This is a genomic window from Rhodanobacter sp. Root561 (assembly GCF_001427365.1).
Taxonomy (GTDB): Bacteria; Pseudomonadota; Gammaproteobacteria; order Xanthomonadales; family Rhodanobacteraceae; genus Rhodanobacter.
This window is the reverse complement of record NZ_LMGH01000015.1, coordinates 142,090-157,560: the sequence shown is the minus strand read 5'-3', so window position 1 is coordinate 157,560 and position 15,471 is coordinate 142,090. Positions and strand designations below refer to the sequence as shown.

Annotated in this window: 19 protein-coding genes; 2 read left to right on the top strand and 17 right to left on the bottom strand. The window is 63.1% G+C overall.

All coding sequences use genetic code 11. The features are described from left to right. Positions 1-54 precede the first annotated feature (54 nt). From ASD55_RS15835 to ASD55_RS15815, 6 genes are all read right to left on the bottom strand, one after another. Positions 55-822, bottom strand: coding sequence for a hypothetical protein (locus tag ASD55_RS15835; RefSeq protein ID WP_056767641.1), 768 nt, complete (start codon positions 820-822; stop codon positions 55-57). A 129-nt stretch (positions 823-951) separates the two neighbouring features. After that, positions 952-1,338, bottom strand: a complete 387-nt coding sequence (locus tag ASD55_RS15830; RefSeq protein WP_056767638.1) for a YciI family protein — start codon at positions 1,336-1,338, stop codon at positions 952-954. A gap of 66 nt (positions 1,339-1,404) precedes the next feature. Continuing rightward, the gene (locus ASD55_RS15825) at positions 1,405-2,427 is read right to left on the bottom strand and encodes an MBL fold metallo-hydrolase (protein ID WP_056767636.1); all 1,023 of its coding nucleotides are present in this window, start codon (positions 2,425-2,427) and stop codon (positions 1,405-1,407) included. After that, a complete protein-coding gene (locus tag ASD55_RS18575) occupies positions 2,424-2,717 on the bottom strand; it encodes a hypothetical protein (protein ID WP_157599035.1) in 294 nt (97 codons plus the stop codon). The genes ASD55_RS15825 and ASD55_RS18575 overlap by 4 nt, the downstream gene beginning before the upstream one ends. Positions 2,718-2,751: 34 nt before the next feature. Further along, positions 2,752-3,384, bottom strand: a complete 633-nt coding sequence (locus ASD55_RS15820) for a DUF6058 family natural product biosynthesis protein (protein WP_056767633.1) — start codon at positions 3,382-3,384, stop codon at positions 2,752-2,754. Between the two features lie 74 nt (positions 3,385-3,458). Then, positions 3,459-4,190, bottom strand: a complete 732-nt coding sequence (locus ASD55_RS15815; RefSeq protein ID WP_056767630.1) for a winged helix-turn-helix domain-containing protein — start codon at positions 4,188-4,190, stop codon at positions 3,459-3,461. 123 nt (positions 4,191-4,313) lie between these two features. Here ASD55_RS15815 and ASD55_RS15810 point away from each other — a divergent pair, with 123 nt between their 5' ends. Both ASD55_RS15810 and ASD55_RS15805 read left to right on the top strand, forming a co-directional pair. Then, entirely contained in the window at positions 4,314-4,658 is a 345-nt protein-coding gene (locus tag ASD55_RS15810; RefSeq protein WP_056767870.1) for an NIPSNAP family protein, read from the top strand. Continuing rightward, entirely contained in the window at positions 4,658-5,017 is a 360-nt protein-coding gene (locus ASD55_RS15805) for an antibiotic biosynthesis monooxygenase (RefSeq protein ID WP_056767627.1), read from the top strand. The genes ASD55_RS15810 and ASD55_RS15805 overlap by 1 nt, the downstream gene beginning before the upstream one ends. Positions 5,018-5,132: 115 nt before the next feature. Here ASD55_RS15805 and ASD55_RS18955 read toward each other — a convergent pair whose 3' ends face one another. The 11 genes from ASD55_RS18955 to ASD55_RS15760 form a co-directional block, all read right to left on the bottom strand. Further along, a complete protein-coding gene (locus ASD55_RS18955; protein ID WP_255357491.1) occupies positions 5,133-5,258 on the bottom strand; it encodes a hypothetical protein in 126 nt (41 codons plus the stop codon). A gap of 366 nt (positions 5,259-5,624) precedes the next feature. Further along, complete coding sequence (locus tag ASD55_RS15800) at positions 5,625-6,044, bottom strand: hypothetical protein (RefSeq protein ID WP_056717766.1); 420 nt, start codon at positions 6,042-6,044, stop codon at positions 5,625-5,627. Between the two features lie 51 nt (positions 6,045-6,095). Further along, positions 6,096-6,563, bottom strand: coding sequence for a hypothetical protein (locus ASD55_RS15795; protein WP_235577845.1), 468 nt, complete (start codon positions 6,561-6,563; stop codon positions 6,096-6,098). A gap of 144 nt (positions 6,564-6,707) precedes the next feature. Continuing rightward, complete coding sequence (locus tag ASD55_RS15790; protein WP_157599034.1) at positions 6,708-7,046, bottom strand: hypothetical protein; 339 nt, start codon at positions 7,044-7,046, stop codon at positions 6,708-6,710. Between the two features lie 355 nt (positions 7,047-7,401). Continuing rightward, positions 7,402-7,782 (bottom strand): hypothetical protein, encoded by a 381-nt coding sequence (locus tag ASD55_RS15785; RefSeq protein WP_056717763.1) that lies wholly within the window; start codon positions 7,780-7,782, stop codon positions 7,402-7,404. Between the two features lie 962 nt (positions 7,783-8,744). Then, complete coding sequence (locus tag ASD55_RS18570) at positions 8,745-9,125, bottom strand: hypothetical protein (RefSeq protein ID WP_157599033.1); 381 nt, start codon at positions 9,123-9,125, stop codon at positions 8,745-8,747. A gap of 11 nt (positions 9,126-9,136) precedes the next feature. Continuing rightward, positions 9,137-9,484: a hypothetical protein gene (locus ASD55_RS18565; RefSeq protein ID WP_162248795.1), complete on the bottom strand. Its 348-nt coding sequence runs from the start codon at positions 9,482-9,484 to the stop codon at positions 9,137-9,139. Positions 9,485-10,293: 809 nt separating this feature from the next. Beyond that, complete coding sequence (locus ASD55_RS15775) at positions 10,294-11,328, bottom strand: proline iminopeptidase-family hydrolase (protein ID WP_082542823.1); 1,035 nt, start codon at positions 11,326-11,328, stop codon at positions 10,294-10,296. Between the two features lie 223 nt (positions 11,329-11,551). Further along, the gene (locus ASD55_RS15770; protein WP_056767619.1) at positions 11,552-11,929 is read right to left on the bottom strand and encodes a hypothetical protein; all 378 of its coding nucleotides are present in this window, start codon (positions 11,927-11,929) and stop codon (positions 11,552-11,554) included. A 29-nt stretch (positions 11,930-11,958) separates the two neighbouring features. After that, a complete protein-coding gene (locus ASD55_RS15765) occupies positions 11,959-12,861 on the bottom strand; it encodes a hypothetical protein (protein WP_056767616.1) in 903 nt (300 codons plus the stop codon). A gap of 150 nt (positions 12,862-13,011) precedes the next feature. Then, positions 13,012-15,309 carry a winged helix-turn-helix domain-containing protein gene (locus ASD55_RS15760; protein WP_056767613.1) on the bottom strand — a complete coding sequence of 766 codons (2,298 nt, stop codon included), beginning with the start codon at positions 15,307-15,309 and terminating at the stop codon, positions 13,012-13,014. Positions 15,310-15,471 lie beyond the last annotated feature (162 nt).

Sequence of the window (15,471 nt, the reverse complement as noted above, 5' to 3'; positions counted from 1 at the left end):
CCGGCCTTGCCGATGTATCCGTTCGGGGGCATGCCGCATCCGGCGCAGCGGGAGTTATCCGGCGAGACTCTCGAATGCCCTGGCAATGGCCATCCACGTCGCCGTCGACGCAAACAGGACCGTGAGCACCTGCTGCGCCAGCAGGATCGCGCCGCCGTAGACATACACCGGATGCGGCCGCCCGCGGGTGCGCCAGTCATACACCATGGCAACCACGATGAAGAGGTCCGCCACCAGGCTGGGCGGTATCGACACGAACGGTGGCGGCGGTCCACCTGCCGCGGCACCGGCCGGCGCCAGAAGAGTCAGGAACACGCGCGCAATCGCCGGCGTCATCATCGCGGCCATCAGCAGCGTCATCACGCGCTTGTGCACCTGCGGACGCCGGGTGTTGGCGATGGCCGTGGCAAACAGGCCGACCATCAGCGGCCACGCACACAGCGTGACCGCGGCAAACCGGCGTGCCGCATCGCCCATGCCGGCGGCCTCGTCGCGCTTGATCACGGCCATCTCGCCGACCAGGATGGCGCAGGCGATCACGCTGAACAGTGCGATGCCGGCCAGTCCCCACGAGCGATGATCGAGCGTGCGTCCGGTGGCGACCAGGGTCGTCTGCACGAAGTAGAAGCAGACCCAGACGAACATCAGGATGCCGTGGATGTGGATGACCGGCGGCGCATGGAAGGTGCCGGCCACCACCGGTGCCCAGAAGGTCGGCACGAAGCCGCCAAAGGCGACCAGGATGAAGGCGCCGGCCATCCACACATAGAAGTGCCGACCTTCGGCCCGTACGCCGTTGCCCGCGATAGCCGCCGTATTCATCGTGGTTCCCCTGCGTGAGACATGTCGAGGATGTCAACGCTGCTGCCCGCGACAACATACTCCGTTCCTGCAGGGAAGAAGTGTCAGGTCGACGCCGGGCAGGGCCACGACGCGGGTATGCGTGGCTCGCTACGTGGGCGTTTCGTTGGTCAGCGCGAAGGCGCTGGCGCGCACCGGGTCGATCGGCCGGATTTCGAACATCAAGCCATAGTCCAGGCACGGATTCTCCGCGGCAATGGCCGCCGCCTCGTCGAGACTGCCGGCCAGGATCAGCCAGTAGCCGCCGACCACCTCCTTGGCCTCGGCAAATGGGCCGTCCAGCGTCCCTTGCCGCGACACCACCTTGCCTTCCCGCGCCAGCCGCTGCCCGGCGCGCATCCGGCCTTCGCCGACCAGCCGGTCGTGCCACGCGTAGAAGCGGTCGATCGCCGCCTGGATGTCTTCATGCGAGGCATCCTTGTCCCACTGGCCGCGGGAGAGGACGAGGTATTCGAAGAGTGCGGCTGGCTCGCTCATGGTTTGCTTCCGTTGAAGTGGCATGGTGCCGGCTTCGTTCTCGCCTCGGGAGGCAGGTTCGTGGTGTCAAAGTCGCGGCGGGTGGCGCACCGTGATCTGGTCACCGATCACGATGGTCAGCAGGTCCTCCGGGCCTTGCAGTGGCCCCGCGTACGTCTTGCGCGTCTGGATCAGCACGCGCTCGTGGTCGGGCGCGTGCGAGTAAACGGCAAGCCGGGGGTGGACGCGGGTGAACACCTCGCCCGCCTGCTCCGGTGTGGTGTGGTGCGCGATGACCGCGGCGATCACCTTGGCGCTGGGGCGATCCGGCCGCGCGCGAAGCGCCTCCGGATCGATGACCTCGTGGATGAGCACATCGACGCCCCGTGCGTGGCGGATCAGGTTCTCCGATACGCGCGTGTCGCCGGACAACACGACCGAGTGGCCGTGGTAGTCGATGCGATAGCCAAACGCCGGCCGCACCGGGCCGTGATCGACGAGGAACGCGGTCACCGTCACACCGTGTTCGTCGAAGACGACGCCCTCCTGCACATCGTGGCTCACCACCCTGATGCCCGCGGCCGGGAAGTGCTCGTCGACGTCCCGACGCATGTGGATGTCGAACGCGAACGCCTGCTGCAGGTGGTCCATCATCGCGCGCGTGCCCGCCGGCCCCCAGACCTCAAGCGGAACCGCGTGCCGTCCGGCCACCCAGCCGGCCAGCAGAAGATCGGGAAGCTGGATGATGTGGTCGGAATGCAGGTGCGTCAGGAATACCCGGCTGATCGATCCCAGCGGAACCCCTACCTGCTTAAGTCGGAACGTGGCCCCCCGGCCACAATCGAAAAGAAGGCGCTGCCCGCCCGCCTCGACCAGCGTGCTCGGCCCATACTGCTGCAAGTTCACCGGCGGTCCCACGCCGGTGCCGAGCAGCACAACCGTGATGGTGTCCGGCGCGGGCGGAACGTGCCGGGCGGGCGCGCCATCCGTGTCACGGACCGCCGGCTTCTGGGGCTGGACGCCCACGGCCGACGCAACGGCGCCTTCGGGCGCGATCACCAGCAGCGCGCAACACGCGAACCACGTCGCGACGAACATGGGCTTGATCATTTCGGAGCTCTCCCGTGCGCGATGCCGGCCTGGTTGCGGCGCGGCGATTTTTCGGTGTCGCCTGACGAGGTTGCGGAAAACCACGGTCGATCTTGCGTCAATACCGCGGCGTGAACAAGGGAGGTCGAAAGGGTGCGCTGCGGACGCTTCGGTGTGAATTCGCAGCCGTTGCCGATGAATCTGCCGGCGGAACCGGCGCCGGCCCGTATGGACGTCCGAAATGCGTGCGCCAGCGACTTGCCCGATTTTCTTGCAACCTCATGCGCGAAGCGCGGAAAGATGCCGCTCAAGAAATATGATCAGGCAGTTGCTCTTGCGGAATCGTCAGGCCTTGGCCACGGTGGGGCGCAAGTCGTCAACAAGCCGCTTTCTGCTGCTGCGTTCATACTCGGCAGGCGAGAAGGGCATGGCGGAATCAGCGTAGTCGTCGATGAGTTGGAGCAGATCCTTCGGGGAGATGTCGGCAGGGCAGGCGTCGCTGCCGTTTGCAGTGAGTGCCGTCAGCTTCTCCTGAAGCATTTCCTTGTTCACGATGCCAACTCCAGAGGATGGGTCGGCGACACACAGGCCGAACGTGCCATTCCAGAAGTGGGGCAGATAGCGTTGAATCTCCGCATCTATGGCTGCCGAGTCTTCGATGTGATTCTGCAGCGCCCTGTGGAGTTCGCCGGTCAGCTCCGCAAGGACAGTGGCGCGTTCCGATCCTGGAGCTGCTTGATCGGCAATTTTGGCCCAGCGCACGCATTCGGGTCGGAAGTACTCGCCGGTCAGGGGCTCGCGGATATCGGTCACGCCAAATGCCGCGGAACGAACCGAGTTTCCATCGCAGATGTACGTGGCGTGCGGTATCGCTTCATCGGCGAGAAGCCGGTCAAGGCGTTCTGGCGAAATGCCCGTCAATGAGGCGAAGGTGGGCTTGTCCACGAAGTGCTTTTGCAGATAGTCATGCAACGGCATGGTCTCTCCAAATCTCGACGCTCTGACATGCGGCGCGGCTGCGTCGCAGCCGTCACGCGGGATGCCATGGTCCGTCATCTTGTTTTGTCACCTGTTTGCGCCACCCGTATCGGGTTTTTCGTGGCCGCAAGATGAAGCAGGGCGCGCAGAGATTTTTCCCCGTCCGATGTGAATACGATGGCGCGCGACTCCTTCTCGCGCTGCGCCCAGCCCATCTCCTGAATCCGGTGGAGCAGGGCGGCGCCAAGCGCGCCCGCCAGATGGTGGCGACGTTCGCTCCAGTCCAGACACTCCCGGCAAAACGTTCGCTTTCGTGCGGCAACCTTCTGCGGGTCAATCCCGATGCCCTCGAACCACCGGCGTCCTTGCTCCATGAGCATCAAGCCGCCATCGGCACGCCGCAGCAGACCGTGCCGCAGCATCTCTTCGTACACCAGCACCCCCAGCTCTCCGGCAAGGTGGTCGTAGCAGACGCGGGCTTTGCGCAGCGCAGGTTCCCGTGGCCCGAACAGCAGGCGTGATGGCGCCGATTTGGCGGCAAGCCCCATCAGCGACTCAAGAAGATGAGCCACCTCACCTCCCGCAAGACGGAAGTACCGGTGACGGCCCTGCTGATCAACCGCAACCAGGTCAGCCTCCATCAGCTTCCCCAGATGAAAGCTGATGGTCTGCCTGGTGACTCCCGCCATGTCTGCGAGTTCGGTCGCGGTGTACGCGCAGCCACTCATGAGGGCTGACAGCACCTCGGCCCGGGCGTTGTCACCCATGAGCGCCGCAATCCGCGTGATGTTCGGTCCTTCAGCCATGCTTCGCTCCCCGTCGAATCAAGTTGATCAGAAACGTCACTAGCCATGCTTCGATCCCGGTCGAATCAAGTTGATCAGAAACTCCGCTACGGTTCGCGACATTCAAATATGGGCGCCCCGGGCATGACCATCACCTGCGTGATTCGCTACGAGATCGACCCGTTCCAGAGAGAAGCCTTCGCCAAGTATGCCGAGAACTGGGGTCGCATCATTCCACGCTGTGGCGGTCACCTCATCGGCTACTTCCTGCCCCACGAAGGGGCAAACCATATTGCGTGGGGATTGATTGCGCTTGAAAGCCTCGCCGCGTACGAGGCCTATCGCGCCCGCCTGAAATCGGACGAGGACGGACGTGCAAACTTCGCCATGGCCCAGCAGCAACGCTTCATCCTGAAGGAAGAGCGCAGCTTCGTGGAAGCGGTGGATGGCACACTGGGCATCGCCCCGTGGCAAGGGAGCGTGCGCTGATGGTCGCGGTGATTTTTGAAGTGCAGCCCCACCTGGATCGTCGGCAAGCCTATCTGGACACGGCCGCGAACCTGGCGCGGCATCTTGAACAGGTGGATGGGTTTCTCTCCATCGAGCGGTTCGAGAGTCTTGCGCATCCTGGCAAGATTCTTTCGCTATCGTTCTGGCGCGATGAAGAGGCGGTGCGCCAGTGGCGGAACCTTGGCGTTCATCGCGCCGCGCAGAGGGAGGGCAGGCAGTCCATCTTCGCCGACTACAGAATCCGCGTCGCACACGTTGTGCGCGACTACGGCTTGGTGGACAGAAGTGGCGCGCCGGACGACGCGCCGTCACCGGCGGAAGCCCCGCACGCCCGTTGAACGGAAGTCGCTGGCGGGACGGCTCAGGCGCCAAGCGCCAGGCTCGACACGTGGTCATGAAGAACGGTGTCAGGGACAATTTGAACGGCGACAGTTTGAACGTATCGGTGATCGTTCAGTCGGCCGCACTGGTAGTCATTGTCTCGGACACCTTTTTATTGATGTCCTCGCGCGAGACGTCGCGATCCCACCGACCGCGGGAGAGGACGAGATATTCGGACAACGAGTTGGAGTTGCTCATGCTTCGTTCTCGCTGGATCGGCATGGCGCCGGGGTTTCATTGTGGCCTCGAACGACCGGTTGGACGCGGGATTTCCGTGCGGGGGCTTTCTCCATGCCGGAGGCCGGGCTTGCGAACGTCCCCGTCGGGGTTTGAAAACTTGGCGTCGGGGTTGCGAACGTCCCTGTCGAGGTTCAGAACCTCGACGTCGGGGTTGCGAACGTCCCCGCCGAGGTCCGGAACCTCGATGCCGGGGTTGCGAACGTCTCCGCCGGGGTTCGGAACTTCGACGTCGAGCCGGCGAACGCCCCTGTCGGGGTTTGGAGCCTTGACGCCGGGCTTGCGAACGTCCCGTCCGGGTTCGGAACCTCGACATCCTGACGAGGGTCACCTGGCCTGGCGCAACGTGAAGTAGCCGAGCGGAGAGCTTCCCCCGAGCCCGAGACTGAAATAGTTGCCCTGCACCGAGGCACCGACGAGCGAACCCTGCAGCCAGAGGTAGGCATCGCATACTTCGTTGCGGCCGATGGTCAGCTGCCCGTTCTCGATCCGATACGACAGCGGGTCCGACACCGGGAAGAAGGTCTTGTCACGGGTTGTCGCCGAAACCACCTTCACGACCTTCCATTCGCCGCCCATACAGGAGGGGGCGACTTCATCGGTGAACTCCACGGCAACCGTCGCCACAGCGTGATGCCCGGGATTCTCGATGGACAGCATCCACTTGCCCGGCAGCTCACTGCAAGGCGCCACCGAAGCGGCACCAAGGCTGGCGGCAACGAATGCGATGCGGAGAAGGATCTTCATGCGGCCCCTCGGGTGAACCAGGCGCCGCGACGCCGCGGCCCGGACGGATGCTCATGCGGCGATCTCCCTGAACACATGGGCCATCAGCCCCTCGACGTTGCTGGTGAACTCCGCCTGCAGATCGATGCCGCACTTGTCCGCAAGCACGATGATCGACCACAGGCAGTCCGACAGCTCATGTCCCAGCTTGGACTTGTAGTCATCGATATTGCGGATGCCCGCGTTCGCCTGGATCAGCTTCGCCAGATCACCCACGTCGCCCATGAACCCCAGCGCCAGCTCCTCCGTGCTCCAGGCGCGCCCATACAACTTGGTTTCGAGTTGCTCGTAGAGCGCGTTGAGCTTGAGGGCGGATTCCTGCAATTCTTCGTATTTCATGGTGGTTTGGGTCAAGAGTGAACTGGTGGGGAAACGCGAAGCGCTCGAGGGCGAGCGGTTTGGCGTGTGGCCGTGCTGGAAGGGCCTGTCATCTACCGCGCGACCAAACATTTTCAACAGGCGAAAATCAATTACTTCCATCCTCCTTGATTCCCCCTTTGATTGCTTGAACAACCGGCTTCCTGAACTGCCAGCTCTGAAAGCTGAGGCTTGCGCGCGAAAAATTGCTGTGGCGAAGGACAGCAAGCTGCCGCGTAACGGAGCGATGTTGGTTTGAACGTGTCGTTAGTTTCCACCCAGCCGGCGCGCTACGCGCAAGTCGAATGCTTTGCCGATCAGTTCGGACTGCTCCTCATCGGAGGCCTTGTAGAGAAAGACGACTTCGCCGTCTGGCGATACGCGACTTGGGCCATCGGACTTCTTGGAGAGAAGGACGATCTCCAAGGTATCGGGATCTCCATCGTCTTTAAAGTCGGTTGATGAACCCTCGACTCCCATGACTCCGATGACCTTTGTTGTCTCCATGAGGTGGACTCTAAGTGCAGCCGGGTCAGCGGGCGATTCCGAAGCGCATAGGACAGAAATGGGGAGCAGCAGCGCAAGCAAGGATGTGATGCGACGCATCAAAGTACTCCGTAGAAGCTGAGGCTTGAGTTGAGTGGCGGCACAGTCATCTGCGTGAACGAGTTGTTGGGCATCACGGCCAGCGTAGCTTGCCTTGGTGTGGTTTGCTCCTTGCCCGTTAGCTCTCAGCAAGGTAACGCTGGAACCAAATTCCTATGTGATACCGAGTAAATGCCATCGTAATCGCTTGATGCGGTCTTCCAAGATACCTTGGTCAGGACCTGAGCAATACTCGAATGGCCAAACTTCGATGCTGTCGGCCTTGTTCGACTCCAAGATTGTCGAGATCTTTTCCATGAGGTCCAACGCTTAAGTTAGCTGCGGCCCGGGAGGGCCGCCCGCCTCGAACGAGCTGCTAGCCATGAAGCCCGGCCGAGGCAAGCGCCATGAAGGCCAGGGCGCGAACGCCGAAAGACATCGCGCACTCCTTGCAGAACTTGCCAAAAGGACGCCCAGCCATGAGGTGGGTAAGCGATGGCAGTAGGTAAACAAGGAAAGAGAGCCCGGCAGCGAAGATGGCGAACGTTGGCTTGAAGAAGGCAAGAAGGCCGCAAGCAATCAGGAGCAAGCTACCCAAGAGCGCGAGATTTTTGCGAAGAGAGCCCGTGAAGGCATCTTGCCCGTTGTAGAAGCAGAACTTTTGGAAGTCCTTGCCCAGCGCGAAAACCAACAGCACCACACCGGCGAGCCCGTGAACAGTGCCAAGAAGCTTAAAGATCACGGATGACGTATGCATGCTTGGCCAACGCTGGAGTCAAGCTGCGGCGAACCGTCCGCCTTGAACGAGTGGTCAACTTGGCGATACCGGTTCGAGCGAAGTGCCGGAGGCTTGCCAGGCTGGGATTGTGACCCGCCCATATGGCGGTCATGGAACGGATTGAGTGCCGCAAGTTCTGAAGGGCTATGCCAGGCAGGGCGCCGACGGCAGGGATTGAACCTGTACCTGGCAGCAAATGCTGACAGGATCGCTGTAGCGATACATCTACCAATCCCGTCACGCCGGCAAATGCCAGCGGGATCCTGATGCTGGAATCGAGCGACGGCGTGGTCGTCCGTCTCGAACGAGATGTCAGGCATGAGCTACGGATGCTCACGTGCCTGTGGGGGAGCCGGTGGCGGTGGAAGTGGAGACGTAAGCAAGGCTACATCCTCAGGTGGAAATGGAACGGGCAGAGGTTTGCCGTCGAGGTAGTCAGATATGGGCTTTAGAAGGCCGTTCGTCACGCTTCGTGACGGGTGTGACTCGTCATATGACATCGTTACGTCGATGATTGAGAGATCCGAGGGCCGGAGCTCAAGCGTAGGGCCCCGAGCACTTGTGACAACGAGAAAGTAGTGGCCTACATCGAGTCGCACGCCTCCACACCAGCTGGTGGAGAAAGTCACTGAACGAAACAATGAGGCATTCCCCTTCAGGGTTTGAGCTACGCGTATGTGGCCCTGCATCCACTCCGAGTAGCCGCCACCAGGGAATTTCTCGTGCTTCAGTTCGCTTGACTCGAGTCTGAAGATGAAAATCGACGACGCACGTTGAATGAGCTCACTGAAAGGCTTCGGTTTCGGATATGAGCAAGCAAGCACACGCGATGGCGCAGCCTGCAAAGCAAGCAATGCCGCTATCCATAGCCAAGATGATGTCTTTATCATGCCCGACGCCGAAGTTGAGCGGCGGCGTAGCCGTCCGCCTTGAACAAGTGGTTAGCGCTCTGCAGCGAACGGCCACCAAAGCGTGCCGCTCTTGGAACGAGAACGAACCGCTCGTGCGGAAATGAACTCAGGGAACAGCTCTCGCTCCGTGAGTTGCAACCAGAACAAATTGCCGCCAACTGCCTCAACGGGAACAAGTATGGGGTTGGAAGCACTTGATGTGTAGATGCGGAAGACGTCGCTACCCAGGCCCCCATCCTGGAAGCAAACCGCAGAAATACCTGACCAAGTTGCCGAATAGTTCACGGAGCGCTCGCGTCGCAGCGCCTCGGTAACGGTGAACCCCTCGTCGTTGACGGCTACCGCAAGTGATTGCCACCAACCGTAGCCCCGGCTTGAAGACGTGCCATGAATTCTGGTGAGAATGTTCATGAGCGCTAACGTTATGCGGCGCGCGGCTTGTCGCGCGTCCGCCCGGGCGACGGGTCAGGCCCGCCCGCCGCCTGCTTTATGCGGATATGCGCCTGACCTTTTTGGCAATAGAGTTCGTAGCTCTGGCCACCAACGAAGTTATACGAGATGGTCGGCGGACCGTCGACGTAGATGAAGCCAGGACAATAAAAGCCAACTTCGCGTTTGCCGGGAGCCAGGTGAACAACCCTGGAATAGCCATGGGGAAAGTAATAGCTACCAACAGAGACAATGCCGGAGCCAGGCTCAAGAGGCAGATCGCCTGCGACGAATGAAAGCGAGGCCGCCAGTTCAGCAGTTTCGGGAGCGGGGCTACGCAAGAAGCCCGTGCAACCAGACAGGAGCAGACAGATCGCAGCTAGACATGCAATTTGACGCATAGGGACTAACGCTCAAGTTAAGCCGAATTGCAGCGCGTAGCCGGCGACATGGCAAGCTTTACCTGCCATGTTGACGGCGTGGCGATGTAATTTCGGCTTGAACGCACTGTTAGGCCTCATGGCTGGCATGCCACGGCGAGGGACTGAATTACACCGGCTTGTGGGGCCACCTGCAGCCAACAGCTAACATTCAGCGGCTGATACTCGATGAAGGTGCCATAGCTTCTCTGGACAGGATCGGAGGGGCCATACAGGCGACTCACCTCTGATACCGCCATGCCTGGGCAGAGACCGCGCGGCGTGCAGGCCTTTGGGCCGGTGCCGCGAAGCGCCACGACACGCCGTTGCACCCCGTTTGCCTTTTGCTCAAGCCAGCCCACTGTCACCACAAGGTCGGGGTACCGGAAGTCGGTACCCTCACCTGTATCGATTCGCTGAGAAGGCTCACCTAGAATGGCGAGGACATTGGCTTCCGTGTCGCCTGACACCACACCGCCAATGCTTAGATCGCAGGATTGAACCTCTCGAGCCGAGGCTGCGCCCGCTAGGGTCAATACCACTAGGGTCAATACCGCAAGAGCGATGGTGTTTCGCATGAGGCCTAACGCAAAGTAGATCTCAAGATGCAGTGTATTCCTGCAGCCTATTTCGTGTCTTCGGTGTCTCATCTTCATCGGTTGCCTTGTGAATCAAGGTCCTGATCTTCTCTCTGGTAGCCTAATCCAGCAGTGTCTGCAGCATTCCTTGCGTCACTCGGCTTCCACCTTCTTCAGAAACCCGATCAGTCCGTCGAAATACACCTGCTGGTCGTCGTACATCGCCATGTGGCTTCCCTTCGGGCATAGCAGAAACTGTCCGTGCGGGAGTTTCTTCGCCATGCTGGCCATGTATTTCGGGTCCATCGTGTCGTACTGCGCGCCGATCACCAGGGTGGGGACGGTGATGCGGTGCAGGTCCTTGCTGCGGTCCCAGTTCAGCAGGCGGCCGCTGGCGCCCAGTTCGCTGGGGCCCTGCATCAGGGTGTAGATCTGCTCGTTGATGTGGCCGAACGAACGGGTGACGGGTTCGGGCCATTGCGCCTGCGGCATGCGCAACACGTGCTGCTCGTAGTGCATCGGGCCGAGGATGGCCATGTAGCGCGGGTCGCTGGTGTGGTGCTCGGCTTCGAGCTTTTTCACTACGGCGAGCTTTTTCTGGTCCATCGCCGGCATCAATACGTTGTTCGCGTATTCGTTGTACTGCGGGATGGAGTCGACCATGTTGGAGATCACCAGGCACTTCAGGTGCCGCTGGTATTTCAGTGCGTACTCCATGGCCAGGATGCCGCCCCAGGACTGGCCGAGCAGGCAGAAGTTGTCCTTGTCCAGGTGCAGCGCCTGGCGTACCTGTTCGACTTCGTCGACGTATCGGCCGATGGTCCACAGCGAAATATCCTTGGGCTGGTCGCTGTAGGCCGAGCCGAGTTGGTCGTAGTAGTAATACTCGATGCCGGCGCCCGGGAAATAGCTGTCGAACGCCTCGAAGTATTCGTGGGTGGCGCCGGGGCCGCCGTGCAGCAGCAGGACCTTCAGTTTCGGGTTGTTGCCCACGCGCTTGGTCCAGACGTGGAACGTGCCCCTGGGCGTGGTGATCGGGATCATCTTCACGCCGCCGGCAAGCACGTCGTCGCGACCGCTGTTGTCGAAGTAGGCGGAGTCCGGTGTGGTGGCGGGAGTGCCCGCGTTGACGGCGGCGGCCATGACGAGCAGCAGCCCGGACATCAGGACGGTGATGCAGCGTTTCATCGTTGTTTCCCCTGGGTGGCTGATCGCACTATGCGACGCCACCGACGCGGGGGCAACCGTGGGGCCGATGCCCGAGGAAGTCTTCCGGCGCGTTCAGCCGTCCAGATACTTCGCCTTGATCACGGTCATGTCCTTTTGGCAGGTGCAGCCGTGCAACGGGCGCGTGGTCCCGCTGGAAGTGTTTTGCTTCACCGGCTCCGAGCCGACCGCTGTCGGAGGCGAGCTACAGCAGGACGAGTTCATCGATCGCGCCGCCATTCTTCGCGTGGCAGCTGATCGTCGCGTTGGTGTCGCCGTGGTTGAACTGCAGCGGCAGCCTGATCCGGGTGACGGTGCCGTCGTCGACGAGGGTGGTGGCATCGCCATGCGAGCGGTACGGGCCCCAGTTGTTGCGGACCAGTGCTTCCCACATCGAGATCAGCATCTTCTGTTGCTGCTCGTCCTGCAGTGACGGGCCCATCTCGGCCTTGGCGGCGGCGTAGTCGTTGCGGCCGAGCGCGTCGAGCATGGTGGCGGCCCGCGCCGCGCAGCTCCCGGGCGCTGCCTGGGCACTGCCGATGCCGATGAGAAGAAAGGCGATGCCGCTGGTCAGTCGGCGCATGGGCGGATTCCCGGTGGTGAATGGTCGGGTCAGCGTCGCTGGCCGTCGGGGTTGAAGGTCCAGCTCACTTCCGCTTTCAGCGGCACGTTGGGCAGGCTGATGTAGCTGACCGGGCCGCTCACGGTCTGCAGCTTCGGGAAGATCTTGTGGCCGCCCTGGGGACCATCGAGCCGGGCCGCCACGAGATCCTTGAGGTGGATCTCTGGAATGGTCACCCGCCGCTGGTAGGGCGGGATGTGCGGGTTGAATTCGTTGATGGTCACTTCGACTTCGACTGAAGGCATCTGCACGTCGTAGGTCTTCCCGCCGTCGTGGGTGATCAGGGTGAAGTTGCCGTCCTCGTCGCTGCAGTCGACCTTGCGCTTGCCGATGCGCGTGGCGTGGCCGCTGACCATGACCGAAGCGCCTTCGCCGTCGTCGGCACGGCCGGTATGCGCCGAACTGTCGTCGACGCTGGCGCTTCCCTGGCAAGGCGTCTGGTAGCGGTGGGTCCAGGCGGTGTCGCTGCCGATGGCTGCAATCGTGTGCTGCGCTTCGCGGTTCAGCGCCTGCCGCTGGCCGGACGACATCGCGCTGACGGCGCGCATCAGGCAGGCCTGGTCTTCGCCGCAGGCTTCGGCGGCCTTCTGCAGCGAGATCATCTGCGCGCCGCCGGCCATTGCATTCGGGTCATTGGTGACGCTGCCATACATGCGCACGGTGGCCTCGAGCTGGCGCTCGATCTTCACCTGGCCATGGGTTGCGCCGGGGCCGTTCGTTTCGGCGTGACCGCTCAGCACGATGCGGTAGGTCAGTGTGCCGTCGGGGACCTTGCGGTCGACGTCGGCGGCGCTGGCGCCGAAGGTGGCGAAGGTGGCGAAGAGGGCCAGCAGGCACAGCGCCGCCGACGATCGACGTGCGCGGGATGGAGGAAACGGGTGGCGGCTGGACATGGTTCGCTCCGGATGAACGTCGGCGGGAATCGCTGTCTGCATTGACGACGATCGGCCGGAGCGAATCTTGAGGACGGGCTGACGAACCGCTTATGAAATCTTACTGCCCGAACAATCAGTGGCTTGGGCGGGGAAAGGTCGCGCGGGTGTTCAGCGGGCGGGGTTGGTCAGGGCGGCGAGTGTGGTGCTGCGCAGTTGTTCGAGACGCGCGGCGGCACGGGCATGGCCGATGGCGTCGCGGCCCGTTGCCCAATCGCGATACAGGCGCAGCAAGTCCGCGTGGTTGTCGCGGACGGGATCGAAGCCGGCCAGGGCGATGTCCGCCGCGGCGGCGGAATGCAGATGCCCGGCGACGACCAGGCCCACGAAGCGCAGGTCGTTGTGCTGCGGGTCATCCGCGGTGGGCGTGACTGCTGCTGTCTTCAATGCGTTCACGGCATCCCCGGGCCGGTTGCCTGCGGCCGCGGCGAGGGCGTGGATGAGTTGCCGGGTGTAGCCGAACGTGGCCGGATTCTTCTGCGTGGCCGCCAGCGCATCGGCCTGTGTCGACAGCGCGGCGACCGATTTGGGGTCCGCCTGCAGCGCGGCGGCGGCCTGGCTTTCCCAGATGGCGAGCAGCAACGCGGGGTCCTGCTTGCCATCGACCAGCGCCGCGGCCTGGCGGCAATAGTCGAGGGCGGCGGCGGCATTGCCGTCGTACCACGTCTGGCCGGCGCTCAGCATCAGCGCCAGCGACTGCCAGACGGCGTTTTTCTGGCTGCTGCCCAGGTTGCGCAGCTGTTGGGCGATGGGCGCTACGCGTTCAACAAGGCCGGCGTCGAGCAGGATGCGGGCTTGCTGGTCGCCGCTGGCGAAGGCCAGCAAGCTGTCGCCTTGCTGTTGCGCACGCTGGTAGAGCGAGGTGAACAGCGGCAGGGCTTCGATTGCGCGATCCTGCTGCATCAGGTCGAGCGCGACGTTGTAGGTATCGCCCAGCGCGTTGCGCTCGTTGCCGATCGCTTCGCTGGCGGCGAGCGCGGCGCGGTCAGCCCGCTCCCTGCCGGCGAGGTCGCCGCGGGCGCCGGCGAGGAACGCTTCGCTGTTGTGCAGGTCAGCCTCCAGCCGATGCAGGCCATGCTGCGCGACCAGCTTGCGCGCGTGCTGCAGCTCGCTCTGCGCCAGCGACGTGCGTTCCAGCCGGCCCGCGGTGTTGACGGTTTTCAGGGCGATCGCGGCTTGCAGGTCGGGCGTGCCGGCTTGTGCGGCGAATGATGCGGCTTCCTGCAGATCAGCCAGGGCCTCGGCGTGATGGTGCTGGTTGAATGCGAGGTTGCCCAGTTGCAGCAGTGCCTGCGCGATCATCGAGGCATCCTTGCCGGCGCGTGCCTGCGCCAGCAGCGCGCGCAAAGTTGCGCCACCCTCGTTCAGTTGATTCGTGTTGATCTGCGCCTGGCCCAGGCGCAGGCGCGCGGACGGAAAGTCGGGGTCGCCTTTCGCCACCAGCAGGAAATAGGGTTTCGCGTTTGTCCAGTCGCCATGCATCGCGAGGTCGATGCCGCGGGCGTAGGTCTGCGCCAGGTAGGCATCGTGTGGCGTGGCGGCGGGTGCCGCTGGCGTGCTGCCGTCGAGCTTCAGCGCACGGCGCATGCGCGGCACCGCGTTGACGCCCAGCGTGCCGGGATCGCTGCCGCGCAAGGTGAGGGTGGTTCCGGTCTGGCCGGCGCCGGTGTCGATGTGCAGGGAGAGTTCGTAGAGATGATCGGCAAGCCGGTGCAGGTCGCCGCTGACCAGGATGCTGGCGCCGGTGACGAAACGCAGGTGCTCGGTTTCCGACCGGCCCTTCGGCGGAACATAGTCGACGATCCGGCCGACCTGCAGCGGGTCGACGACGTCGATCCCCGGCGCAGCGCCGAGCAGGTTGGCCATCAGGCCGGGCAGGCCCCGCGCGGTCCAGTCCAGCGTGGCGTCGCCGGTGTCGTTGTCGATCGGCAGCAGGGCCACGCGTGGTGGCGGTGGCACTGGCGGCGCCATGCCGCGCGGGATGAGCCACAACGACAGCGCACCCAGCACGGCCAGCGCGGCGAACCCTAGCCACTGGCGATATCGCCGCGGCGATGATGGTGCGAGCGCGGGCGCTTCGTCCGCGATGTCGTCCTCCGCGGCGGGCGTCTCTTCCGTGGTCAGCTCGACCGGCGCCACCCATTGCAGGCCGCGGCCGTACACGGTGCGGATCACCGCCTGGCGTTCGCCATCATCGTCGAGCGCGCGGCGCGCCTTGTGCAGCAACTGGCTGAGCGCGGCGTCGGTGATCGGCCGGTGGCCCCACAACGCGGTGATGACTTCCTGCTTGCCCAGCGCGCGCTCGCGGTTTTCGAGCAGCAGCAGGATCAGGTCGAACACCTTGGCTTCGATGTCGACCTTGCAGCCGTTGCGATGCAGCCGTCGCGTGGCCGGCGCGATGGTGTGCATCCCGCATCGATAAACGCCAGCATTATCCTGCATGCCCCCTCCGCTCGCCTCCTGATGGCGTGAAGCCGGTCAGGGATCCCCGCCATGAGCCCCGATGTTTAGCATATTGCGCTGGTGATGGCTCGATTGGGCGGTTTTTTACCCGGAGGCTGCCGGCTATCG